28 protein-coding genes are annotated in these 25219 nt (G+C 35.8%); 12 read left to right on the forward strand and 16 right to left on the reverse strand.

Annotated elements, in window-relative coordinates; translation table 11 throughout:
* Nucleotides 1-75 precede the first annotated feature (75 nt).
* Nucleotides 76-921, forward strand: coding sequence for a M23 family metallopeptidase (locus tag J4050_RS05635; protein WP_208153136.1), 846 nt, complete (start codon nt 76-78; stop codon nt 919-921).
* On the opposite strand, the gene J4050_RS05640 is transcribed toward J4050_RS05635, so the two are convergent.
* The 10 genes from J4050_RS05640 to J4050_RS05685 form a co-directional block, all read right to left on the reverse strand.
* Nucleotides 890-1468: a hypothetical protein gene (locus tag J4050_RS05640; protein ID WP_243878558.1), complete on the reverse strand. Its 579-nt coding sequence runs from the start codon at nt 1466-1468 to the stop codon at nt 890-892. The two genes, J4050_RS05635 and J4050_RS05640, sit on opposite strands and share 32 nt — an antisense overlap.
* A complete protein-coding gene (locus tag J4050_RS05645; RefSeq protein ID WP_208153138.1) occupies nt 1468-2898 on the reverse strand; it encodes a M20/M25/M40 family metallo-hydrolase in 1431 nt (476 codons plus the stop codon). Before J4050_RS05645 ends, J4050_RS05640 begins: the two co-directional genes overlap by 1 nt.
* On the reverse strand, nt 2891-3769 hold the full coding sequence (locus tag J4050_RS05650; RefSeq protein WP_208153140.1) for a PPK2 family polyphosphate kinase: 879 nt from the start codon (nt 3767-3769) through the stop codon (nt 2891-2893). The genes J4050_RS05645 and J4050_RS05650 overlap by 8 nt, the downstream gene beginning before the upstream one ends.
* A gap of 6 nt (nt 3770-3775) precedes the next feature.
* A complete protein-coding gene (locus tag J4050_RS05655) occupies nt 3776-4939 on the reverse strand; it encodes a sigma-54-dependent transcriptional regulator (RefSeq protein ID WP_208153142.1) in 1164 nt (387 codons plus the stop codon).
* Between the two features lies 1 nt (nt 4940).
* Nucleotides 4941-5828, reverse strand: a complete 888-nt coding sequence (locus J4050_RS05660) for a DUF6268 family outer membrane beta-barrel protein (RefSeq protein ID WP_243878559.1) — start codon at nt 5826-5828, stop codon at nt 4941-4943.
* A gap of 12 nt (nt 5829-5840) precedes the next feature.
* Entirely contained in the window at nt 5841-6668 is an 828-nt protein-coding gene (locus tag J4050_RS05665) for a mechanosensitive ion channel family protein (RefSeq protein ID WP_208153144.1), read from the reverse strand.
* A gap of 53 nt (nt 6669-6721) precedes the next feature.
* Nucleotides 6722-8035: an ABC transporter permease gene (locus J4050_RS05670; RefSeq protein ID WP_208153146.1), complete on the reverse strand. Its 1314-nt coding sequence runs from the start codon at nt 8033-8035 to the stop codon at nt 6722-6724.
* 2 nt (nt 8036-8037) lie between these two features.
* Nucleotides 8038-8964 (reverse strand): ABC transporter ATP-binding protein, encoded by a 927-nt coding sequence (locus J4050_RS05675; RefSeq protein ID WP_208153149.1) that lies wholly within the window; start codon nt 8962-8964, stop codon nt 8038-8040.
* A 280-nt stretch (nt 8965-9244) separates the two neighbouring features.
* A complete protein-coding gene (dnaJ, locus tag J4050_RS05680; RefSeq protein WP_208153151.1) occupies nt 9245-10360 on the reverse strand; it encodes a molecular chaperone DnaJ in 1116 nt (371 codons plus the stop codon).
* A 30-nt stretch (nt 10361-10390) separates the two neighbouring features.
* Nucleotides 10391-10945 carry a nucleotide exchange factor GrpE gene (locus J4050_RS05685; RefSeq protein WP_208153153.1) on the reverse strand — a complete coding sequence of 185 codons (555 nt, stop codon included), beginning with the start codon at nt 10943-10945 and terminating at the stop codon, nt 10391-10393.
* A gap of 150 nt (nt 10946-11095) precedes the next feature.
* Between J4050_RS05685 and J4050_RS05690 the strand changes: the two genes are divergently transcribed.
* Nucleotides 11096-11749, forward strand: a complete 654-nt coding sequence (locus tag J4050_RS05690; RefSeq protein ID WP_208153155.1) for a YceI family protein — start codon at nt 11096-11098, stop codon at nt 11747-11749.
* Nucleotides 11750-11948: 199 nt separating this feature from the next.
* On the forward strand, nt 11949-12503 hold the full coding sequence (locus tag J4050_RS05695; protein WP_208153157.1) for a DUF4136 domain-containing protein: 555 nt from the start codon (nt 11949-11951) through the stop codon (nt 12501-12503).
* Nucleotides 12504-12745: 242 nt separating this feature from the next.
* On the opposite strand, the gene J4050_RS05700 is transcribed toward J4050_RS05695, so the two are convergent.
* Entirely contained in the window at nt 12746-13258 is a 513-nt protein-coding gene (locus tag J4050_RS05700; RefSeq protein WP_208153159.1) for a fasciclin domain-containing protein, read from the reverse strand.
* Between the two features lie 129 nt (nt 13259-13387).
* On the opposite strand from J4050_RS05700, the gene J4050_RS05705 reads away from it, so the two are divergent.
* Both J4050_RS05705 and J4050_RS05710 read left to right on the forward strand, forming a co-directional pair.
* Nucleotides 13388-13942 carry an RNA polymerase sigma factor gene (locus J4050_RS05705; protein ID WP_208153161.1) on the forward strand — a complete coding sequence of 185 codons (555 nt, stop codon included), beginning with the start codon at nt 13388-13390 and terminating at the stop codon, nt 13940-13942.
* On the forward strand, nt 13942-14733 hold the full coding sequence (locus J4050_RS05710) for an anti-sigma factor (RefSeq protein WP_208153163.1): 792 nt from the start codon (nt 13942-13944) through the stop codon (nt 14731-14733). The genes J4050_RS05705 and J4050_RS05710 overlap by 1 nt, the downstream gene beginning before the upstream one ends.
* A 27-nt stretch (nt 14734-14760) precedes the next feature.
* Here J4050_RS05710 and J4050_RS05715 read toward each other — a convergent pair whose 3' ends face one another.
* The 4 genes from J4050_RS05715 to J4050_RS05730 form a co-directional block, all read right to left on the reverse strand.
* A complete protein-coding gene (locus J4050_RS05715) occupies nt 14761-15675 on the reverse strand; it encodes a TIGR01777 family oxidoreductase (protein WP_208153165.1) in 915 nt (304 codons plus the stop codon).
* A 113-nt stretch (nt 15676-15788) separates the two neighbouring features.
* Entirely contained in the window at nt 15789-16472 is a 684-nt protein-coding gene (mnmC2, locus tag J4050_RS05720) for a tRNA (5-methylaminomethyl-2-thiouridine)(34)-methyltransferase MnmC2 (protein ID WP_208153167.1), read from the reverse strand.
* Between the two features lie 3 nt (nt 16473-16475).
* Entirely contained in the window at nt 16476-16934 is a 459-nt protein-coding gene (locus J4050_RS05725; protein ID WP_208153169.1) for a hypothetical protein, read from the reverse strand.
* Nucleotides 16912-17415 (reverse strand): DUF4920 domain-containing protein, encoded by a 504-nt coding sequence (locus tag J4050_RS05730; RefSeq protein WP_208153171.1) that lies wholly within the window; start codon nt 17413-17415, stop codon nt 16912-16914. The genes J4050_RS05725 and J4050_RS05730 overlap by 23 nt, the downstream gene beginning before the upstream one ends.
* A 118-nt stretch (nt 17416-17533) precedes the next feature.
* Between J4050_RS05730 and J4050_RS05735 the strand changes: the two genes are divergently transcribed.
* Entirely contained in the window at nt 17534-18604 is a 1071-nt protein-coding gene (locus J4050_RS05735) for a branched-chain amino acid aminotransferase (protein WP_208153173.1), read from the forward strand.
* Between the two features lie 35 nt (nt 18605-18639).
* On the opposite strand, the gene J4050_RS05740 is transcribed toward J4050_RS05735, so the two are convergent.
* The gene (locus tag J4050_RS05740) at nt 18640-19026 is read right to left on the reverse strand and encodes a pyrophosphohydrolase domain-containing protein (RefSeq protein ID WP_208153175.1); all 387 of its coding nucleotides are present in this window, start codon (nt 19024-19026) and stop codon (nt 18640-18642) included.
* A gap of 53 nt (nt 19027-19079) precedes the next feature.
* On the opposite strand from J4050_RS05740, the gene J4050_RS05745 reads away from it, so the two are divergent.
* The 6 genes from J4050_RS05745 to J4050_RS05770 all read left to right on the forward strand — a co-directional run bounded on the left by J4050_RS05745 (nt 19080) and on the right by J4050_RS05770 (nt 25206).
* Nucleotides 19080-19265 (forward strand): hypothetical protein, encoded by a 186-nt coding sequence (locus J4050_RS05745; RefSeq protein WP_208153177.1) that lies wholly within the window; start codon nt 19080-19082, stop codon nt 19263-19265.
* A gap of 145 nt (nt 19266-19410) precedes the next feature.
* Nucleotides 19411-20142 carry a hypothetical protein gene (locus tag J4050_RS05750; RefSeq protein ID WP_208153179.1) on the forward strand — a complete coding sequence of 244 codons (732 nt, stop codon included), beginning with the start codon at nt 19411-19413 and terminating at the stop codon, nt 20140-20142.
* A 25-nt stretch (nt 20143-20167) separates the two neighbouring features.
* Complete coding sequence (locus J4050_RS05755) at nt 20168-21910, forward strand: tetratricopeptide repeat-containing sensor histidine kinase (RefSeq protein WP_208153181.1); 1743 nt, start codon at nt 20168-20170, stop codon at nt 21908-21910.
* Entirely contained in the window at nt 21907-22530 is a 624-nt protein-coding gene (locus J4050_RS05760) for a response regulator transcription factor (RefSeq protein ID WP_208153183.1), read from the forward strand. Before J4050_RS05755 ends, J4050_RS05760 begins: the two co-directional genes overlap by 4 nt.
* A gap of 5 nt (nt 22531-22535) precedes the next feature.
* Complete coding sequence (locus J4050_RS05765) at nt 22536-23387, forward strand: hypothetical protein (protein ID WP_208153185.1); 852 nt, start codon at nt 22536-22538, stop codon at nt 23385-23387.
* Between the two features lie 106 nt (nt 23388-23493).
* Nucleotides 23494-25206, forward strand: coding sequence for a T9SS type A sorting domain-containing protein (locus J4050_RS05770; RefSeq protein ID WP_208153187.1), 1713 nt, complete (start codon nt 23494-23496; stop codon nt 25204-25206).
* The last annotated feature ends 13 nt before the right edge of the window (nt 25207-25219 follow it).

The following is a 25219-nucleotide window of genomic DNA, read 5'->3' on the forward strand; positions in this document are numbered from 1 at the left end:
CTTTATACCCAATTCTATACGTTTTTGAAAATTCAAATTGTCTAACTAATTTTAGTAAAATTTCTAAATTAAGGTATGGAAAGACCTTACTTCATAGGTTTGATTCTTTTAATAATCAACAGTTACTGTTTTGGTCAATCTGTAAAACGGACAACTGTACTTAAAAATGACACAGTTTATATTAGCTTTGTTAATCCTTTTTTAGTTCCTCTAGAACTACATCTTACACCGTTAGATTCCACCAAAGGGTTTACAAAGGTCAATCCATATGGACTTGTAAAATATAAAGATACTTTGAAAAATGCTGTAGCATTACCAATAAGCAAGATAAAGGATACTTCAGCGATTGACGTTACCAGATTTATTGAATTTAAGGGCACATTTGGAGATCCAAACAGTCAAATAGATAAAGATTACAGATATTCTTTGCCATTCCCTAGAGGTAAACGCTACAAAATAGTTCAGAGCTTTGGCGGTAAGTTTTCGCATTATAAAACTCACTCCAAATATGCCATAGATATCGGAACCCAAATTGGTGACACTATTACGGCAGCCCGCCCTGGAACAGTAGTTTTTGTCAAAGAAGACTCTAAAGAATATTGCCGCTCTTCTAAATGCGCCGATAAAGGAAACAAAATCATTGTGGTGCACGATGATGGTAGCTTAGCGCATTATGTCCATTTAGATTTTGAAGGTGCTCTTGTTGACGTCGGTGAACGCATTGAAGATAGTCAACCAATTGGTATATCTGGGATGACAGGCTTTACCACAACCCCACATCTACATTTTGTACTTTTAAAAGCGGGAAGCGTTTCAATCCCATTTAAATTTAAAGGACAAAAACGTAAAAAGCTCAAACAAGGACGCTATTATAAACGTGTTCACGGACCTAGTTGGATACCTGCCCCAAAAAATGATTGACCTTTGCATTAATTGGATTGCCAGAACTTCTTCTATTAATTGCGATTTGCCCACAATGCCAAATGGCATCTGATATTGGTCCATTGATTTGGTTCCAAAATGGATATTCTGTACTACCAAATTTAATAGTAAACTGGGAAATATCCTGTGATTGACGTAGTATGTCCGAGGCCTTTTTTAAATTTTTTAGAGTGTTCTGCCTAAGCTCCTGATAACTTAGGTTTTCCTTTTGTTGTTCGTTATTTTTCTGTAAAGTAGAATTTACAATAATTTTTGATAGCCCATATATATGGTCTATTGTCTCAATTGTTGATCTACTGTCATCATTTGGTTTATAGTCTAAATCTTTTTTCGTAAGTCCTTCTGTTGCCCAATAAAATCGAAACCCTAAAGCATCTACCAATCTTGCAGCAACTGTACCCTCATTAAAGGTATTGGGATATTCAGGGATGTTTTTAAAGGGTAGATTCTCAGATGTATCTTGTGCCGTAAGCACTGAACATAGTGCGGTAAATGCAGCAAGAATAAAACTTCTAGTCATTTTCATCAATCCTTTATTTCTTTATTTTTTGAAATGGTATCTGTTCCATACTTATCTATAAGATAAACTAATGACGTCATAGTTGCCGCTCCTAATTCTAATTCGCGTTTATTAACATGTTCAAATGTATCGTTTGCAGCATGATGGTGATCGAAATAACGTTGTGAATCTGGTCTCAGACCAGCCAATACAACATTGCCATCTTTCAAAGGCCCTATATCTGCTCCACTTCCACCCTTTTCAAAATAGTGAATCAAATAGGGTTTAAATAAGGGTTGCCATCCTAGCACCTTATTAAACATTACATCGCTACAATCGAAACTAAATCCCCTTGGTGTAAAACCACCTGCATCACTTTCTAAAGCAAAAACATGCTTTTCGTTATTGGCTTTTGCTTCTTCAGCATATTTTCTTCCACCTCGCAAACCATTCTCTTCATTCATAAAGAGCACAACGCGAATGGTTCTTTTTGTTTTGATGCCACTTTCTTTTAATAATCTCAAAACATCCATAGATTGTACTACACCAGCACCATCATCATGAGCACCGTCACCCAAATCCCAAGAATCTAAATGACCTCCAACAACGATATACTCTTCAGGGAACTCCGTTCCTCGCATCTCTCCAATAACATTATAAGATAGGACATCATCAAATTGTTGGCAATTCTGTTCGAAATAAAAATCTAGATTAGAATCTGTTTTAAGCGCTTCACTTAATATGACTGCATCATTGGTGCTAATCGCTGCAGAAGGTATCCTCTGATTAACTGGCAAATCACCATAACCCATACTTCCTGTATGTGGATAGTCGTCTTGTCTAGAACTCAATGATCGTACGATAGTGCCAACGGCTCCGTATTTGGCCGCTTCTGCCGCACCTCTATAACGCTCAGATGAACAACCTCCATAGGCCTGAAATGTGTTAATAAGTTCTGGTTGTAGTGCCCTGTTTATAAATACAATCTTACCTTTTACATTTTCTTCTCCTAAATCAGCTAATTCCTTGTAAGAGCCCACTTCAAGAACCTTAGCTTTCAACCCACCATTTGGTGTAGCAACAGAACCGCCGAGAGCACAAATATTGACTTTTTTCAATACTCCATTAGACTCAAAATATGCCATTTCTTGATTTCCCCTAACCCACTTTGGTACCATAACAGGTTGAAGCCATACTCTATCTAGCCCAAGCTTTTCTAGTTCTGATTTTGTATATTCGATAGCTAATTCTGCGTTCTTAGAACCTGATAATCGACCTCCAATGGTATTAGATAAATAGTCTAGCCAATTATAGCTCATTCCGTTAGTTAAAGACGTGTCGTAGAATGTTTTAATAGACGCTTCATCTGATTGTCCATTTAAATTTGAACTGAAAAACAAGAGGCCAAACGTACAACAAATTAGCGCTAGTCTGAAAGAGAGTAATGTCTTATTCATTTTCTAGTTGTTTCTTATAATAATTAATATTTGCTTTTTCGTCTGCCGGCAGCTCCGGATTTTGAATATCCTTAAAGTTCTTTAAGGTATCATACATAATCTTTGCCACTAAATACCTTGCCGTAGGCTTATCGTCTGCTGGGATGTTAAACCATGGCGCATGTGGTTTAGAACTTCGGTTTAGGATATCTTCATAACAAGTCTGGTATTTATCCCATAGTTTACGCTCATCTAAATCATCTGATGAGAATTTCCAATGTTTATTGGGTTTATTAAGACGTCTTAGTAATCGGAATTTTTGTTCATCCTTTGATATGTTTAAAAAGAATTTAAATATTATAGTTCCGTTTTCAGCAATATGCTTTTCGAAATTATTAATTTCATTAAATCGTTTATCCCAAAAACTCTCATTTACATCATCAACACTCAAAATATCAGGCATATTCTCATACATCAAATACTTGGGATGTACACGCGTAACTAAAACATTTTCGTAATGCGTTCTATTAAAAATACCAAATTTACCACGTGCTGGAAGCGCCTTATAATGACGCCATAGGTAATCGTGCCTTAACTCTTTTGGAGATGGTTTTTTAAAACTATGTGCTACGATTCCCCTTACGTTGAACTCTTTAAAAACTTCTCTTATTAGGCTGTCTTTACCTGCGGTGTCCATACCCTGTATACACATAAGAACAGCATATTTGCCATGTGCGTACATTGTATTTTGGATTTCTGCGAGGTCTTCACTGACCTTTCTTAACGCCTTTTCAATGTGCTTCTTATCAGTTTCTAAGTCAACCGCTGTTGGCAAATCCTGTATTCTAATTTGAGATGAAATTCTAAAATCGTTAATATTTATATCTTTCATAGCATTTTATTTAGATGCAAAAGCACTAACATCACTTTCACTTACTTCTTTACCTCCTAAAATAATGAGACGTTCTACCACGTTGCGCAATTCCCTTATATTGCCCGTCCAATCATAATTCTGAAGTAATTTAATCGCTTTTGCCGAGAATGATTTCTTTGTATTCCCTTGTTCTTGAGATATTTTATTAGCGAAATAATCAACCAGTAAAGGAATATCTTCTCTCCTATCGTTTAACGAAGGCACTTCAATTAAAATAACCGCCAAGCGGTGATAAAGGTCTTCCCTAAACTTTCCTTCCTCAATTTCCTTTTTAAGATTCTTATTTGTTGCAGCAACCACTCTTACGTCAACCTTAATATCTTTATCACTACCTACACGTTGAATACGGCTTTCTTGAAGTGCTCGCAGTACTTTGGCCTGCGCAGAAAGACTCATATCGCCAATTTCATCTAAGAAAATTGTTCCTGTATTTGCAGCTTCAAACTTACCTGCCCTATCCTTGTTAGCAGATGTAAAAGCGCCTTTTACATGCCCAAATAACTCGCTTTCAATTAACTCGGAAGGTATTGCAGCACAATTTACTTCTATCATTGGTCCTTTGCTTCGCTCACTTTTTTGATGTAGCCAATGCGCAACCAGTTCCTTCCCGGTACCATTTGGACCTGTGATAAGTACCCTAGCATCCGTCGGCGCAACCTTATCGATCATATTTTTTATTCGATCAATAGCCTTACTTTCACCAATCATTTCATAATTTTTGCTAACTTTTTTCTTTAGCATTTTGTTCTCTACAACCAACTCTTTTCTATCTAGCGCAATCCTTACAGTATTTAATAAACGATTTAAATCTGGTGGCTTAGAAATGTAATCGAAAGCTCCAAGTCGCATGGTATTTACAGCTGTATCTAAATCACCGTGACCAGAAATCATAACAATTGGAATTTCTGGTTTTAGCTTTTTTGCCGCTTCCAATACCTCTACACCATCCATTTTTGGCATTTTAATATCGCAAAGGACTAAATCATAATCGCCTTTCTTAATTTTTTCAATACCAACTAATCCGTCTTCAGCTTCTTCTACACTATATGTTTTGTTCTCTTCTGACAGAATTTTGACCAAAACTCGTCTTATTGCTGCCTCATCTTCGATGATTAAAATTTTTGACATACTAGATTTTAAATTTAATTCCAGTTCTTAAATAAAATGCATTGAGATTATTTAATCTAAATATCTCGTCTCTATCATTGTTTCTTAAAACGTTATCCAAACGAAATGTATAACCGGTGTAGGTATAGGCTACAAGATGTTTGGTTAAAAAATATTCAAACCCCAAACCTGCTACGGCAACAGATAAAGATATGTTTTCTGCCTTTTTTCTATTGACAATTATGGATTGCTGCAAGTTAGCAAAATAACCGTCTAAGGCAGCGAATGTCTGTATTATTGCTTTTTCAGTAACAAAATATTTAACATTAGATTTTGGGATTCCAGCGGTATAGCTCCACTTTTGATTTATTTTTCTGTAATAGCTAACAAAAGGCAAAGGAAAAGGTATACCAACGGTAGTATTATAAGTTAAACCTACAATAAGCCTGAAAGGACGCTCTACATCCGTAGCATCAGTCTTGTCATGAATGGCGAAGACACCACCATTAAAAAAAATATCTTCATTTGTTATACTCGTTTCTAAGGTTGATGCAATTCTAGGGTTAAATTGAAAGCCCAAACGCCAATACGCGCTGGTTTTAAAAGTGTATCCAAGATTAAGGTCAATAATATGGAGACGATCAATGATCCTCGTATCAAAAGGATATGGTTCGTTTAGATTAAGGATAATACGATTATACTCACCACCAACAATAAAGTAACTGTCATTTTTTATTTTTATGGGATAGTTAAGCATAGCCCTGAGCCTTGTATACTGATCTTCTGAGCGGCTACTTGGTATAAATGAATACTCCAGCCTAGCCAAATCAGTTAATTGCGCATTAAGCAACTGCATGCAACAGCCTACAACAATAATTACAAGGGCTTTCAAATTAATTTTATTACTCATAAACCGTACGCCCTATTTTTGATTGAAGATGTGTACATCACGTTGAGGGAACGGAATTGTAATATTGTTTTCACGAAACAATCTGTCGATTGCAAACCGTATATCACTTTTAGGAAAAGGAGCTTTAAAACTATCGTTGAGTGTAAAAATAAGTTTAAAATTTAATGAACTATCCCCAAAATCTGTAAAAAGCACCGTAGGTTCTGGTAATTCTAAAACGTCCGTATTTTCATTTGCAACTTGTAATAATATTTTCTTCACTAATTCTACGTCACTACCATAGGCCACTCCAACTTCAACAGACTCACGTGTTAAGGTACCGTTCTGTGTCCAATTAAAAAGCGAATTTGTAAGATATAAATGATTAGGTAAGACCAAAACCTTATTGTCTATAGTGACCGCTCTTGTTGTCCTTAACTTAATTTCTTCCACGCGTCCAACTTTACCATCTATTTCAATAATATCGCCGACGTGTACTGTTTGGTCGAGTAAAATAAAAACCCCAGAAATAATGTCTTGAAAAAAAGTTTGGAGGGCTAAACCAATGCCAATAAGCAATGCTGCTGAAGCGGCTAAAACGCTATTAACATTAACGCCTATGGTATTGAGTGTTATTAAAAAAATGATTAAATAAATAACCCATTTACCATATGAAAAAAGACTTACAAACTTAGCTTTATCATCGGTAGGTAAGTTTCGGGTTATTAATCGACGTATTCCTTTTAGGATAATAGAGGTAATCAAAATAACTACCGAGACAAATAGAATTCCCTTTACACTTATGGAAATATTTTCCGAAAAATGAAAGGTATAATTTAATATGTCTTTTATCTCTTGCATTATTTAGAAATCTAATATTATATTCTTAACATTAAAATATGTTCTTATTTGGATTAATATTTTATCCACTTGAAAAGCTCTTTATAAGTTGGTTTTTTGCCATACATTAAAATCCCAACTCTATATATTTTTGCTCCCATCCAAACCGTAAATACAAAAGTTGCAACAAGTATGATGAGCGACAAGGCTTGTTGCCAAATAGGTACACCAAATGGAATTCGCATAAGCATTACTACTGGAGACGTAAAAGGAATGAACGAAAATACTGTTGAAACTGTTCCATGAGGGTCTTCAATTACCGTAAAAAACCCAACATATACTGCTAAAACCAAGGGCATAATAATGGGTAACATAAACTGCTGTGTGTCTGTTTCATTATCTACCGCAGCTCCAATAGCTGCGTACAAAGAACTATAGAGCAAATACCCACCAATAAAGAAAAATAAAAAGGCAATAACAAGATTGATAACTGGTAAATTACTAACTGCAATAATCATATTTTCTGCCATGGCTTGTGCACCTTGGTTCTGTATGGCTTGATTCACCAAGTCTTGTTGCGGTGATTGAAGTTGAGACATATCAATTCCAAAAATAGCGGTAACAACAGTCAACAAAACACCTCCTAGAACTACCCAAATAGCAAACTGTGTTACGCCTGCTAAGGATGTACCAATTATCTTTCCAAGCATCAATTGAATTGGTTTAACTGAAGAAATTATAATTTCAATTATTCGGCTTGTTTTTTCTTCAATAACGCTTCGCATTATCATATTTCCATAAATAATAATGAACATAAACAACAAATAGCCTGCTAAGCCGCCAAAAGCGAGTTTAACAATGTTATCTAGCTTAGAACTTTTTTTACCCTCAAAACTTTCTTGCGCTATACTGACTTGAGTTTTAGAAGCCTCTATTTGCTCTAAAGAAACACCGTCTGCTTGCAGTTTCACTTCCCTTAAATGGCGTTCTATTTTACTCTCTATGCCTGAGATTACTGTTATAGAAGGTGAATCTTCAGAGTAAAACTTAATGCTACCAGAAACATCATCCAATGAGAGCGTCTTGCTTGCATAGAGCAACCCATAATCCTCCTTTTCTTTAACGAGAGTTATGGCTGTTTCCAAATCCATTCCCAACAGATAATTGTATGTTGTGTTCTCGGAATTTTTGAAAACATCCCCGAGATAACCGGACTCATCAAGTATGGAGATAGTGCGTTCTTTATCTTTATTTAATTGCGATAAATAAGCTACTAGAGCGATGAGCCCAATCATTATTAGTGGACTCAAAAAGGTCATAATTATGAATGACTTATTTCTCACTTTAGTGAGATACTCTCGTTTTATAATGAGCGGTAAATGATTCATTATCAGTTATTTTTTACAGTTTCAATAAAAATATCATTAGCAGATGGCAACACCTCTACAAAATGATGAATTTCAGCCTTCGTCATTAAATAAGAGAGCAAGTCATTTGGTGACGTTGAGGCATCTATTTTTATATTAATTTTTATATCATCATGCAAGTTCTTAAAGGTAGCGGGCAACACCTCAAAGTTCTCTTTGATTTCTGACATAATCTTATTAGGGTCCTGAGACTGTAATCCAATTTCGAATGTGTTGGTCTTAAACTTGCGTTTAATATCATTGAGTCGACCATCTAGAATTTTATTCGATTTATGAATGAGCGCAATATGATCGCAAAGTTCCTCGACAGATTCCATACGATGGGTAGAAAAAATAACCGTAGCTCCTTCATTTCGCAACTGTAGAATTTCATCTTTAATAAGGTTAGCATTTATTGGATCAAAACCAGAAAAAGGCTCATCGAAAATGAGTAATTTCGGTTTATGCAAAACGGTAACCACAAATTGAATCTTTTGCGCCTGCCCCTTGCTTAATTCTTGAATCTTTTTATTCCACCAATCCCCTATTTCGAGTTTATCAAACCAATACTTTAATCGCTTCTTCGCCTCAACTTTAGATAATCCTTTTAATTGGGCCAAATACAGAGCCTGTTCGCCAACTTTCATGGACTTATAGAGGCCTCTTTCTTCAGGCAAATATCCAATATCCTTAATATGTTCTGCTCTCAGGAATTGACCATCTAGAGCAACCGTACCTTCATCTGGCATTGTAATTTGGTTGATTATTCTAATCAATGTTGTTTTACCAGCACCGTTAGGACCAAGAAGACCAAAAATACTACCTTTTGGCACCGCAATTGATACTTCATTTAGCGCCTTAAAATTTCCGTAACTCTTGGATACAGAATCAGCTACTAATAAGTCGTTCATGTATATTGAAATTTTCGTCGGTTAGTCTGTAAAGATATTAAAGTTAAAAGGTTTACAATAAAAAACCCAAACAAATCTAAGGGTAACTATAAAGATGAATACCAGAACCAATTACATCTAGTTTAGAGCCTAAAATGTTCTTAAAAAAAGAGTCTTAAAAAACAAAACCCACCCTTATACAAGATAAGGATGGGAAAAAATTGCTATGAAAAAGAAAAATTACCGCTAATTAGCATTAGCGATAAGTCAAAGATAGTATTTTTTCTTAAACAGACAGTTTTTAAGAGAACATATCTTTTACCTTTTCAAAAAAAGACTTATCCGAACTTTCTGGTTTTGGTGCAAAATGTTCGTCTTCTTTCATACTTTCAAAAAACTCTTTTTGCTTCTTATTCAAAGTTTTTGGCGTCCACACATTTACATGAACAAGTAAATCACCTTTACCATATCCATTAATACTCGGAATCCCCTTACCTCGAAGCCTTAAAATCTTTCCAGATTGTACACCAGCTTCAACTTTAATGCGGACTTTTCCAGAGACTGTATCAATTTCTTTAGATGTGCCTAAAACGGCATCAGGCACACTTACATATAAATCGTAATGTAAATTATCACCCTCGCGTTTTAATGTTGGATGTTCTTGTTCTAGTATGGCCACCAAAAGGTCACCTGCTATACCATTTCCTGGGGCATCATTTCCTTTTCCGGTAACTTTAAGTTGCATGCCATCGACAACACCTGCAGGAATCTTTACAGTAACGGTTTCTTCTGAAACCATTAGCCCATTAGCATCTGCACCATCAGGCTTTTTGTCTATAGTTTGGCCAGCACCGCCACACGTTTGACAGGGTGAAGCCGTTTGCATTCTACCCAAAATTGTGTTGGTTATTCGAGTAACTTGCCCACTACCATTACATGTGCTGCATGTTTTATAAGTAGTGCCAGGCGCTTGCACCTTGCGTTTTACTTTAATTTTTTTCTCTACACCGTTAGCTATTTCTTCTATGGTTAGCTTTACACGAATTCTCAGGTTGCTTCCTTTAGCGACGCGCTGGCGCCCGCCTCCTCCAAAGCCACTGAATCCACCTCCTCCGAATGCACCTCCGAAAATATCACCAAATTGGCTGAAAATGTCATCCATGTTCATACCGCCACCTCCGAAGCCTCCTGCACCATCAAATGCCTGATGACCATACTGGTCGTATCTTGCTTTTTTGTCTGGATTGCTTAATACTTCATAAGCCTCAGCTGCCTTCTTAAATTTTTCTTCGGCTTCCTTATCGTCTGGGTTTTTATCTGGATGATATTTTAGAGCCATCTTGCGATAGGCTTTCTTAATCTCAGAATCCGATGCATTTTTGCTAACACCGAGTATATCGTAAAAATCTTCTTTCATAATTTATGCAGGTGTACTTAGAGCTCTTATTTATTGTCCGATAACCACTTTTGGAAAACGTATAACCCTGTCTCCCAATTTATAACCTCTTTCTACAACATCTATAATCTTGCCTTTTAAATCTTCACTTGGTGCAGGTATTTGGGTCACTGCCTCATGGTCATCTGCATTAAAATCATCACCTTTACTAACCTCTATTTTAGACAATCCTTTTTGTTCTAAAGTGTTTACAAGTTTGTTGTATATTAATAACACCCCTTTTCTTAATTCTTCAGCCTCCTTATCCTCTTCTATATGTAATAAAGCGCGTTCAAAGTCGTCTAGAACAGGTAACAAAGCAACCATTACATCTTGGCTAGCGGTCTTAAATAAATCCATACGTTCTTTTGAGGTGCGCTTTTTGTAGTTTTCAAATTCTGCGAAAAGCCGCATAAACTTATCTTTTTCTTCAGCCAGTTGATCTTGCAACTTTTCTTCGGTGTTTTGAGCTTTTTCAGACTCTTTTACTTCTGATTCAGCGGTCGCAGTTGCCGCATCATCTATGTGCGATTCTTCTGCTTTTATTTTTTTGTCTTTTTTACTCATTTTGAGTTCTTGTTTAAAGTCATCTTATACAGGTTGGCAAAAGTACTGCCATTATTGTAATAATGTCAAAATGTCATTAACATTTTTTTATCAATGTAGTGCCTTTCTTATAGCTACCTTTGCGCCCTAAACCATAAGAAAATAATTATTATGAAAACTTCATTCCTTAAAATTATAGCCTTAGTAGCTATTGTTACATTTTCGAGTTGTAAAGATAAAGCCAAAGAGGCCGAAACTAAAGAAGCAGAAGAAGCTGCGGTTGCAGAAGCTTCTGCAATAACATTCACTGCTGTTAACAACAAATCCGTTATTGAGTGGAAAGGATTTAAACCAACAGGATCACATAATGGTACCATAAATGTCTCCGAAGGTACCGTTAACATTGCCAATGGTAAGATAGAAAGTGGAAACTTTACCATTGATATGGCAAGTATTGATGTATTAGACATCCCTAAAGAAGAGGATGGTAATGCCGATCTTAGAGGCCACCTTACAAGTGCCGACTTTTTTGATGTTGCAACTTATCCTAATGCAAAATTTGAAGTAACTGGTATTTCTACTGTTGATGGTAAAACCATGCTTTCTGGTAATCTAACCATGAAAGATGCTACCAACAACATAAGTTTTCCTGTAACAACATCAATGGAAGGTGACATGATGACTTTAACTAGCGAAACCTTTACTATTGATCGCTCTAAATGGAACATTAAATATGGGTCTAAATCGTTTTTTGACAATTTAGGAGATAAGTTCATTAACGATGACATTGAACTTAAAGTAACTTTAGTGGCCCAAAAAGCATAGTATCATAACTAATTTACTTAAAAACACCTGCCCGTGTACAGGTGTTTTTTTTATTCAAAATTGCAGTTTTAACTCAATACTCTTAATTGATGAATAATATGTTACAATGGAGATAATTACAAACAGTTATTGTTTCTCAAGCAAAATATTTATAGATTGTATACTTAAAATATTTCAACGTTAAAATTTTTAAAACTCTATGAAAACTATAAATTTATTTCTTTTGGTATTTCTTTTCAGTATTACTATTAATGCTCAGGTCAAAGCAGATTACAACAAAGACACGGATTTTGAAGCGTTTAAAACCTATAGAATTGTTGGGTGGCAAGAAAATAGTGACAAAATTCTAAACGATTTTGATAAACAACGTATTCTAAATGCTATTAATGCAGAGCTTGAGGCACGGTCCATGAGTGCAGTGAAATCCAATGCCGATTTAGATATTACACTTTTTATAGTTGTACAAGAAAAAACCACTACCACGGCCTACACAACCTATAATACAGGCATGGGATATCGCGGACGTTGGGGCTGGGGTTATGGAGGTATGGGCTCTGCAAATACAACTTACTCAGATTATGATTACAAAGAAGGAACTTTTGTAATGGACATGTACAATGGCAGTAGCAAAGAACTGGTCTGGCAAGGTGTTATAACTTCAAAAGTCAACGAAAAATCTAAGAAACGTGAAAAAACTATTCCAAAAAACGTTAAAAAGTTGATGAAAAAATATCCTATTAAACCTAAAAAATAAAATTTAGAACTTATTTCAAGATTCTGGTTTAAACTCCAACTAAATACGTAAGAGCTTAAACTTAATATTTAAGTTCTGTTTTATTACATACTTAAAAATAAAAAGCACCCGATTTCTCGGGTGCTTTCCTTTTCATAGCAATTTAAAAATAAATTGCCGCTGCTATTAATCATAAACCATCAACCACAAAATCTGATCAATAGCAACCTGCGGTAATACTGAAATTATTAATACACTAAAACTTATTTAGGCATTACCACAGTATCAATTACATGAATCACTCCATTACTTCCTTTTACATCTGTCGCTGTGATTTCACTGTAATTGCCGTTTTGGTCTTTCAACCATATTTTACCGTCTTTTTGCATTACCGTTAAAACTTGTCCGTTTAACGCTTTAACTTCGACTTTACCGTTTCCTTTTTTGAGGGCAGCAACCACATCACTTGCCATTAATTTTGACGGAATTACATGGTAAGTTAACACGTTAGCTAGTGCTTTTTTATTCTCTGGTTGTAATAAACTGTTTAGAGCATTCTTGTCTACTTTTGCAAAAGCATCGTTTGTTGGTGCAAATACTGTAAATGGTCCATCTCCTTGCAATGCACCTACCAAATCCGCTGCTTTTAATGCAGTTACTAATGTTGAAAAATTGTCGTTACTAACTGCAACATCTACAATTGTTTTTTGCGCTGTAGCGTTTTGACTTACCGTAAATGCCACAAAAGTGGTTAATACTAGAATAAACTTCTTCATAATTTTTTAAATTTTAGGTTAAACTATTTTTACACTTTTTTTATTTTTTGAAGTGCTTTCATTTATATTTACACATGCTCATTTGAGATGGATGAGACAAAGCCTATTTTTGGGAAATCTTTAACACTAATGCAAGACGATAAAACGCTCATAACACAACTACAGCAAAAAGATGAGCGCGCTTTAGCCTTATTATACGATAAGTATTCTGGTGCTATTTACAGTGTTATCCTAAAAATGATCAAGGATGAGAGTAAGGCTAAAGACCTACTTCAAGAAACCTTTATAACGGTTTGGGAAAAATCATATCAATACGATGCTGACAAGGGGCGATTTTACACTTGGGTCTATAGAATTGCAAAAAATAAGGTGTTAAATCTTTTGAGAAAACCTATAAAGCTCATCCAAACCGATGATTTTAGTGTATATAAAGAAAAAGAAGAAGAAATTTCATTTGACGCAGAGCATTTAGAATTGAAAGGTGCCCTTACAAAATTGAAAGACCATCATAAAATAGCTATTGAAATGGTTTATTTTAAAGGGTTAACGCACAGAGAGGCGCACGAAGAAATGGGAGTACCCTTGGGAACGTTTAAGTCTTACATTAAGCAAGCCCTAAAACAACTAAGGACTTCTTATACCAAATCAGTTTCATTTGTTCTGTTAATGTTGACACATGTTTAATGATGATGGGAGATAAGAAAAACATTATAGAAGACGGCATCTTAGAACAATACATTCTTGGAGAATTACATCCAAGTGACGAAAAGTATATTGAGCAGGTTTTAGCTTCCGATAAAGAACTAAAAGCGCATTTTGATATACTTGAAGCAGATTTTGAAAAGTTAGGATTTGAGAATGCTATAACCCCACCAAAATCTGTTAAGGACAATTTAATTAAAGATATAAGACAATCTAAATCCTCACTTCAAAACGAAAAGGCTTTCCCAAGTTCAAATTCTTTTAAATTTTATTTTGGTATCGCAGCGAGTTTTGCAGGATTGCTTTTAGTGAGTTCTATTTGGTTGTATTCTCAATTAAATAAGCTCGAATCAGACTTCCAAACCGTTCAAACTGACAAAAAAGAGCTCAATTCTAAATTAGACCAATTAAGCAAGACCTATAAGGAATCCTCGGAGTTTTATGCGGTACTATCGCATCCAGAGACTAAACAATATGTTTTAGAAGGCAACGATTTAATGCCTGACGGAAAGTTAGTGAGCTATGTTAATCACAACATAAAATCCGTAGTTATTAATACAGAAGGGCTTCCAGAATTAGATGCTGATCACGATTACCAAATGTGGGCCGATGTTGATGGCGAAATGATTAATATGGGTATAATTGATAAAACCCAACCGCTGTTAGCCATGAATTACATTAATCACTCAGAATCCTTAAATATTACCGTAGAACCTTCTGGTGGTAGTGAGCACCCTACAGTGGAGCGATTAGTCACAAATATTTATCTTTAAATTTCAGCACCAAATAAGCTTTTTTGGCTAGAGCAATAAATCTTCTAAAGCTGGTTTTAGATTGGCAAATCTAAATTGAAATCCCTTATCCTCAATTTTCTTTGCACAAACACGCTGACTTTCAAATAATAGGATATGCATTTCGCCTAAGGCCAATTTCATTGCAAATTTTGGGATATTAGGTAAGATTAAAGGTTTTTGTAAAACTTCAGCAACAGACTTTGTTAACTCATTATTAGTTACAGGGTTTGGAGCTACACCATTATATACACCTTCTAGACCATTAGTAAGCGTATGCAGAAATATTTGAGCTAAATCTTTGATATGAATCCAACTTTGCCATTGCTCTCCGCTTCCAAAGGCGGCGCCAGCGCCAATTCTTACAGGCTTAACAATTTCTGGCAATGCGCCACCATCTTCTGCAAGAACTAAACCAATGCGTATTTTTGTTAATTTCGACCCTAAATCTTTAAACCCATCTACAGCAGCCTCCCATGCCTCAACTACTTCACCTAAAAAAGACCCTGAGGTTTCATCTGTTTCTTCGTCGTAATATTTGGTAAGATTAGAAGGATATATTCCAATAGCACTTGCTGACACTACGTGCTGAATAGTAAAATTATTAAATCTTATGGTATGTTGTAAAAGCTCTGAAGATTTTGTACGGCTCTCTAAGATTTCCTTTTTATAGCTTGGCGTCCATCGCTTAGAAATTGAGGCTCCTACGAGATTTATAATTGCGTCAACCCCTTCCAAACAAGATTTATCGATTTCGCCTTTGGCAGGATTCCACAAAAATCCTCTATAATCATCATCAACTGATAGTTTAGCTTTTGAAGTTGTTAGATAGTTAACCTTAATTCCTTCATCATGGCATTGCTTCACAATTTCTTTTCCAATTAAGCCCGTTGCCCCAGTAATTAAAACCCTCTTATTTTTCATACTGCAAAGATACTGCAGGCAGAAAGCTGGTACTGAGACTTTAAATTGGATTTAACGTTTGACTATAAGAAAATAAAACTCTAGATGTACAAATGGACAAAGGTTAGAGCCTTTTATTTTTTCAGTGCACGAAGCATTTCCCGCTTGCCTGGTGGACCTGGTAATCGCTCTACAGTAAAACCAACGGATTGCATAGCTCGTCTTACACTTCCTTTTGCCGAATAGGTAACTAATATTCCATTCACCTTTAAAGCCTTATACATCTTAGAAAAAATGACTTCTGTCCACAATTCTGGCTGAACACGAGCTCCAAAGGCATCAAAATAAATGATATTGAATTGATTGGAGAAATTGACATCCTCAAACTTTATTTGCAGTTTTTCTACGCTAAAATTTGAATACAGGGATACGGGTACTTCCCAAGGAGAAGCATGTAATTTGGTATAAACTTCGGCATGTGCTGAAGAGACCAATTCCGGATAATTTAATTGTGCAATTTCTTCTTCATTAACAGGATAGGCCTCTACGCCTACATAATTTACTGATGAGGATAGCTTTTCTGCTTCAATATACGTTAAGAAGGTATTTAACCCAGTACCAAAACCCATTTCAAGAATACTAATTTCGGAGGCACCTGAGTCTCTATTCTCTCTTGAATTAAAAAAAAGCAAACCATGTTTAATAAAAACGTGATTTGCTTCTTGTATGGCACCGTGAATGGAATGATACTGTTCATTCCAATCTTCTATCTGAATCGTTTTTGACCCATCTGAAGTGGTAATTATTTTGCGCTTCAATAGTTATTGAATCAAAAGTTTACGTATTCTAGGAATAGGCCCCGTGCACTCTGTCTTATGGCAGGCCAAACAATTATTAATTGCTGCATTATACCGTAATTTTAGATCTTCAGAAGACAAAGAATCAGCAACTTGCTTTTGTGATTCTATATAGACATCTACCACATTCTGCCAAGCCTGACTTCTATCTTTTCCTTTGGTCATTTCCGCAGAATGCAAAGTCATTAAATCTAAAGGCATATGCGTTGGCACTTCTCCATTTGTTATTTGCTCTTTTATACCTTGATTATAGGCATATAGGGCATTCATAAAATTAGCCATCTCAGAAGGCTGATACATGATAAAGTCATTGTTAGTAGACTCGGTCTCCTCTTCAACACTTTTGTTGTCTTTACAGCTAAACGTAAAAATACTTAAAAGAACTAGAAAAAGACGTAAACTACTGCTTAAGAAGGACACCATCTGCTTCAAATCTGTATTCTAATTTTGGTGCTGTAATTGCAGCAATCTCTTCCTCAGACTTACCTGCGTCTTCAGCATAGTGTCTTAATTCATCCACAGAAGTTTGGGTAACAAAAGCTTTACCATTTATTACCACTTCACCTTCAGCATTTAAAGGCATAAAAAAACCATAGTCTTTAAATTTAACCATGACTTGATTTTCAGCATCAAGATCAAGAGTCATCCAACAGCCTTTTACGGAACAGACTTCCTTTATCTTGCCTCGCATTTTTGTAACTAAAGTATCACCTGCTTTTAAGCCTTTGTATTGCTCTAACATGCGATCAGCATTTAGTGCCTCGGCGTCATTAATTTCCATTCCAAAAGAGGCGTACGCCATCTCCTGGTTTTCTTCAACAGCAACTGTTTCAGTGGATTTTTTTTCATTTTTACATCCAAAAGCTAATATTCCTAAAGCGAATATCAATACTAATTTCTTCATTTTTATTGATTTAAATCGATTAATTTTAGATTGCAAATTTACGGAATATTAAGATAATATTACCTTTTTTTAACGCTTATGATTTCGTAGTTTTGCACCTCATAAAATGAAGGTATAAATGATTGAAACCAACCCGAACGAAATCGTTATAGTAAAATCTGAAACTTCTAAAATAGGCAGCGTAGATTTTGATAATCTAATTTTTGGCCGTGTATTTACCGACCATATGTTTGTCTGCGACTATGAAGACGGTAAATGGCAAACGCCACAGATAATGCCCTACCAAGCGATGACTATTGAACCTTCGGCTAGGGTGTTTCATTACGGACAGGCCGTTTTTGAAGGCATGAAGGCCTACAAGGATGATGACGGTAGAATATTCTTGTTTAGACCAGATCAAAATTTCAACAGAATCAATAAATCGGCTGCGCGTTTGGCCATCCCTGAATTTCGGAAAGATTTCTTTTTTGAAGGATTGGAAAAACTTTTAAAACTAGATAGCGATTGGATAAAACCAGGTGTTGGTAATTCTATGTATATAAGACCATTTGTAATTGCAACAGAACCTGCTATTTCAGCATCGCCTGCCATGTCTTATCGTTTTATGATCATTCTTTCTCCTGCGAAAGCTTATTACAATGAGCCTGTTAGAGTACTGTTTGCAGAAAAGTACAGTAGATCTGCCGATGGTGGTGTTGGTTTTGCAAAAGCTGCCGGGAATTATGCCGCTCAGTTTTATCCAACCAGCTTAGCACAAAAGAAAGGGTTTCAACAAATAATTTGGACCGATGCAAATACCCACGAGTACCTCGAGGAAGCAGGTACTATGAATATATTTTTCAGAGTAAATGATACATTGATTACAGCGCCAAACAATGACCGTATTTTAGATGGTGTAACACGTAAAAGTGTGATTTCCTTAGCTAAAGACTTAGGTATTGAATGCGAGGTAAGACGTGTTAGTGTAAAAGAAATAAAAGCAGCTGCTATAGATGGTAGTTTAAAAGAAATTTTTGGAGCTGGTACTGCGGCAGTTATAAGTCCGGTGTCCGCTTTTGAGCACGCGGAAGAAGTATATGAATTGGAACAACTAGATAATTCCTACGCCTCCTTATTTAAGGAAAAGCTCATGAATATTCAACATAATATTTCAGAAGACCCTCATGGTTGGAGATATGAAGTGAAATAGATAAGACATAAAAATCCGCTTTTCAGCGGATTTTTTTATGACTCTAAAATGGCTTCTATATTGGGTTTAAAATAGTTAGGTCCTTTTAAAACCTTACCGTCTTCTCTGTAAATGGGTTCGCCATCCTCACCAAGTTTACTCATATTACTGCGTTGAATTTCTTCAAAGACCTCCTCGATTTTATGCTGCAAGCCATGCTCTATGATAGTGCCACAAAGAATGTATAACATATCACCAAGCGCATCAGCAACTTCAACCAAATCACCATCGTTGGCAGCTTCTAGATATTCTTCATTTTCCTCACGCATTAATTTATAGCGCAACATGTTTTTTTCGAGTCCTAAATTGGCCTTAGGGGTTTCTCTATGACCTATTTTAAAAGCGGTATGAAAAGCCTTTACAGCATTGATTTTATCTTGCATTGTTGGGATTGTTTTAACAAGGATTATTCCTAAATTTGCATAAAAATACAGCAATGTTCACAACTGGTCAATTGATTTTTGCACTATTATTCTTCTTAACCTTTGTTATTGTCATTGCCTTTCAATACCGTAAGGACCGCAATCTGCACCGACGCTACTACAAAGGAACGGTTTGGATCTTAATTGCCTTTGTTGGTTTTATAGCCCTATTAGCTACAGTGAAGTTTATGTTTATGTAGTAGTTTAGGCCGTTTTGTCTTAAAATTCTTATTAATTCCTTATTTTTTTATAACTTAACATTCAAATATACCTAGAACTGGGTATGTTTTTGTTTAGCCCTTCTTCTCATCTTTGACTTAACATTAATTCAAAAACCAACTCTTAATGAAAACTAACATTCTAAAAGTTATGTCCTTGCTAATACTTTTGTCGTACTTCGGCTGCAAAGATTGTGAAGACATAGAAACTCAACTAAATTCTAAAACTGTTGAACTGAGGCAAGCAAAGGATTCAATTATATCCTTGGCAGCAACATTGGAACAATGCCAAATAATTGCTTCAAAAGAATATGGAACAATACTACTAAATCCCTATAAGCCAATACAAAAACTTATTGAAATGACAGATGCTGAAAAGAAAACTTATGGGAAAAGTCATTTCAAAATTGAATCGATTGATTTTAATATGTTCAACACAGAAAAAGGAGAGATACACCTAAAATTCCCTGTTTACAACCCTTCTGGCACATCCATGGAAATTATGGATATTATAAATGCATCAAGCGAAGACCTGAATGCCATTGTCGTTCTTGTAGATGGATTTGATGGAGAAAAAAATCGAGCCTCTGATGCCACCCATTTTATAGAAGCAAAAGCTCAAATTAAACGAATTAAAGGCTTGAGCAAAGCGATGCTTGCTGACCATGAACAGCTTAAAGTCTATATATTGCACGACACTGCATTTTATAGTGACAAACTTATTGACGGCTTTAGAGCTTGCGTAAAATCTGATGGAGCAGAATATGAAGCCAATATATGTCGGCTTCCTCCACCTGTTTTAATATTAGACATCAATCGTCCCCGCGAACAAGAAGGCGATATTATAGTTGGTGGTTAGGTCCGGTTACATTTTGGTTTATTTTATGCTCCTGAGTTTTGCATTAAAAGCGCAGGAGAATACTTATTTTACGCTTACAGAACTGGATTCTATTTTTAATGCAGAAGCTTATTCTGATATTATAGGTTTGGATGTTTCGCAAATTAAAACCGTTAACAAGCAAGAGCTGGCTGAGGCCAACTTTATATTTGGTAAATCCTTTGAAAACCTTAACAAGGAAGACCAAGCGGTTAATTTATACAAAAAAGCATTGGAACTGTATACTGAGCTTGGCGACACAGAACAGGTTGCGAGGCTTAACCTAGAACTTTATCTCACTATTGATAGCCAAAACAACCTTGAAGTTAAAAATACCGATTACCTTAACAAGGTGTATGAACATGCCAAAACCAACAATTCAGTGAAATGGTTGAGCGTATATTATACCAATTATGGTGTTGAAATGCTTAAAGCCAATCAAGGTGACTCTGCCAAATATTATTTTGAAGAAGCACTAGACCTGGCTCAACAAATAGACAGTACCAGAATGCAAACCAATATTGCCATAAATCTTGGTTCGACCTATTCACGTAAATTCAGAAATCAGGATTCTGCCATTATCTATTACAACCAAGCATTGAAATATTATTTCTCAGATACGCTCAACTACAAAGATTTAAATACAGCGTTCAACATATACAACAACATAGGGAATGCCTACCGTCGCAAAAAGGAGTACCAAAAAGCTCTGGACTATTATTTCATGGCAGAAGCCATTGATTTACCCAAATTGAATAGCAAGAGTAAAAAAATCCTCTACTCCAATATGGACATTACCTATTATTATCTAAAAGACTGGCCCAAGGCCTACGATTACTTATATAAATACGATTCCATTAAGGATGTCATTAACTTAAAGGAGCAAAATTCTGCTATAACAGAGATTGAAGAACGATACGACAATGAAAAACTTAGAGCAGATAATTTAGAGAGTGAAGCAAAACGCAAACAGAATCAGAACATTGCCATTGGCCTTGGTGGCAGTTTGGCTTTGGGCAGTATAATCGCATTTCTAGTGTTTAAAAACGTTAAACGTAAACAAAAGCTTACCGAACAAGCTAAAAAACTTCAAAGTCAAAAATTGTCAACAGTTCTAAAAGAACAAGAACTTAAGGCCATAGATGCCATGATAGAAGGTCAGGAAAAAGAACGGCAACGTATAGCAAATGATTTACATGATGATTTAGGCGGAATGATGGCAACCGTAAAACTCCATTTTGATGCCCTAAAAAGAGATGCATCGAAAGACCTATTTGAAAAAACCAATAAGTTGATTAATGAGGCCTATCAAAAGGTACGTACGGTTGCCCATGTCAAGAATTCTGGTGTCATGGCCAAACAAGGACTACTTAAAGCTGTTCAACACCTAGCTGATACGATTTCTGCAAGTAACCAAATTGATATTGAAGTTGTTGACCATGGCTTAGACCAACGCCTTGAAAACAGTCTCGAGCTCACCCTTTTTAGGGTTATCCAAGAATTAGTAACCAATATCATTAAACATGCCGAAGCCACTGAGGCGACCATCCATCTCACCCATCATGACGATAGTATAAATATCATGGTAGAGGATAACGGTAAGGGCTTCAATCCAAAGCAGATTACAAAAATGAATTATGGTATGGGTATTTCTAGCATTGACAAACGTGTAGAGCACTTGGATGGTAAGCTCAGTATTGAATCTGAATTGAATAAAGGTACCACTGTAATAATAGACATCCCCTTATGATACGAATAGCCATAGCAGAAGACCACCAAGCCCTCATTGACGGTATAGAACTACTGCTCAAATATGAACAGGATATAGACATTGTAGGTACCACAAATGATGGGGAAGCCTTGCTTCATTTGGTTCGTTTAAAGGAACCTAACGTTGTCATTACGGATATTAGAATGCCCAAAATGGATGGCATAACCGTCACAGAAACCATAAAAAGGGAGTTCCCACATATAAAAGTATTGGCCTTTACAATGTTCGATCAAACCGAAGCTATACAACAAATGCTTGAAGCCGGTGCTTCTGGATATTTGTTAAAAAACTCAGCACTAGGTGAGGTACTCAAAGCCATAAAAGCCGTTTATAACGGACAGACTTATTTTGATGCCAATATCGAACTGAATTCAATTAGTACCTCTGGGAAAAAGAAAGGTAAACTCACCAAAAGACAAATAGAAATCTTGCGTTTGGTGGGCCAAGGAAAAACCTCAAGAGAAATTGCAGATGAACTATTCATTGGCATACATACTGTGGATACCCATAGAAAAAACATGACACGCATTTTGGGACTAAAAGGCAAAGGCGAATTGATGCGTTATGCACTTGAAAAGAAATATAAATTTAAACCCTAAAATTGATGAAGCATACAGTTCTTATTGTTACTATATTTCTATTGCTATGTTCGTGCTCCACAATCAAACTCAATAGTTATGGAAAAATTGGTGAGAAATCCTACCAAAAAATAAAGACACAAGCAGAATTTGTGCACTTAAAAATAACTGAGCACAGAACCTCAGCCTTAACAAATGTTGATGAAGAAAACAATATAAGTTCAGAGAGCTTTGACCCTAGCGGACTTATCATTGAACAGATTGTTAAAATTCCAGATTACTTGGGGAAAATCATCAAGGACCGCAAAAAGAAATATACCCAAACCTATACCGCAAGAAATACGGTGCCATTTAAAACAGGTGTCATTGATAATGATACAGGGGATAGTATTGCATTACCTAAACTTGAATTAACCAGAACCATTTTCACAAATGCTAAAGAAACCAATAATAAATCGGCAATGCGAATTCAGTTTGATGCCATACCTATTGACGATAGTTTATTCGTTTTTAGCTTAAAGGATATAAAAAGCAGCTATACCAAAGCCAAGACCACAGAAAAATACCCATATGTCAATTTGCTTATTGAAATCAAAGGCACTTATTACAGCCTAGTTAATGGAAAAATCAAAGAACAGGCTCAAGATGCAAATACTATAATTGTACCTGTCAGAAATCATACAGATACTAAGGAATTATTCAAAAATTCAAAAATCTACAGTGACCTCTTTAAAATAGATGGCCTAAAAACAATTGAGGTTAAAATAACTGAAATTAATCCCTATCACTTAAAACTAGAAGAGTTGGAAAGTAATTTGTCGGCAAATCAAGAAGACATTAACAACTTACTTCAAAGACTCAAGGAATTGCTTAATTAACAAGTATATTTCCATAACATAACTTAAAAAATACCCACTACAGGGGATTTTTTGGCGTTAAGCGGTTTTGTATTTTTAAAATGTATTAACTAACGTATTTCATAAGATGAAAAAAATTACATTACTCTTAGCATGTGTTGCGTGTTTTTCGCTAAATGCACAAATTTCTGACTATTTAACTAATCTAGGTACCACTGTAGGTGTTACGAAAAGCGGTAACACACTTTATATTGGAAGTGTAGGTGAATCCAAAGTATTATCGGTTGACATGTCTTTACCAAACCCAGTTCCTCAAGATTTAATTACCGGAATATCTTTCCCAACAAAGCTTGTCGTCGTAGGTAATGAGCTTTATCTCACCTATGGGCTCAATAACGTAGGTAAAATAGACCTATCAGCCCCAACGCCTCAACTAGAATTCGTCCTGGTTATTCCTGGTGCTTTCGGACTTGCTACTAAAGACAACTTTATGTATGTAGGCGACAGAAACAATGGTCAAATACTAAGATTCGATTATACCGTTCCAACACCTACAAGCGAAGTTGTCATTGATAATCTTGGCAGTTTTATGGGAGATATTGCCTTTGACGGAAACGATTTGTATGTTGCCAGAGGTAGTGATGGCTTTGTCTCTAAAATTGATGTGACCCAAACTAACCCCACAGTTGAAAATGTGGTTATAGAATCTAGTGTTTTAGACGTAGCTATTGACAACGGCTTTTTGTATTATTCGGGAAGTAGCAGTTTAAAGCGTATTAACCTTACAGATACTAATCCCACACCTATTACCTTAGCGACTGGCTTAACTTCTATTTGGGATATGTTGATAGATAATGAATTCTATATCGTTCAGCAAACAGCACAACGCATAGCCACAGTTGACATCAATAACTTATTAGACCCAACAGCGCATCCGGATTATTCTAATTTATTAGATGTCTATAATTCATTAGGGGGCACTAATTGGTCAGATAATGTAAATTGGCTAGATACCTCATTACCCATTGCTATGTGGACTGGTGTTAGCCTTTCTGATAACGGTAGTGTAGGCGGATTAAACTTACCTAACAACAATTTGACTGGTAACCTGCCTGCGACCTTAGGAAATTTAACGAATCTCTTATTTGTAAATCTTAGCGGAAATAATCTTGGAGGTTCTATTCCATTTAATAGTCCTACCATCAATCTTGATATTTCTGATAACCTTTTTGATTTTTCCGACATAGAACCTTATTTCACTAGCGGTAATTACAATAGCATTACCTATTCACCACAACGCACAACTGATTTACCAGAAGACTTTGAGAGCCCTCCTGGTACTAACTTCACTTTTGATGTTAACGATGCTGACATCAATAGAAACTCTGAGGCTACAGCATTAAACAATCAATACCAATGGTTTAAGGATAACGTCGCCATTTCTGGTGCTAATGCCTCCACATATGTAATTAACAATGCTCAGGAGACGGATAGTGGCATCTATTATTGCGAAATTACCAATCCTATATTACCAGGCCTAACGATTGCCCGGGCTCCAATCACCCTATTGATAGATGCCAGCTTAAGTATGGACACTGAACAGAATTTTAATCTAATCTTATACCCAAATCCATCAAAAGAGTGGCTAAATATTCAATTTGGGGAAACCTTAGAGAAAGGCCTTCTAAGCATTTACGATGTAAATGGCAGACTCATACAGCAAAAAGAGGTTTCTGGGGATACCCTATTACTCAATATTGAGAACCTTAATTCTGGTATGTATATCCTTAGTATTGAAGAGCAAAATTCTAAAGTCGTCAAACGCTTTATGAAGCAATAACATTTAATTTTAC

Origin of the sequence: Winogradskyella pelagia (genome assembly GCF_017581965.1) — a bacterium.
GTDB classification, from domain to species: Bacteria; Bacteroidota; Bacteroidia; order Flavobacteriales; family Flavobacteriaceae; genus Winogradskyella; species Winogradskyella pelagia.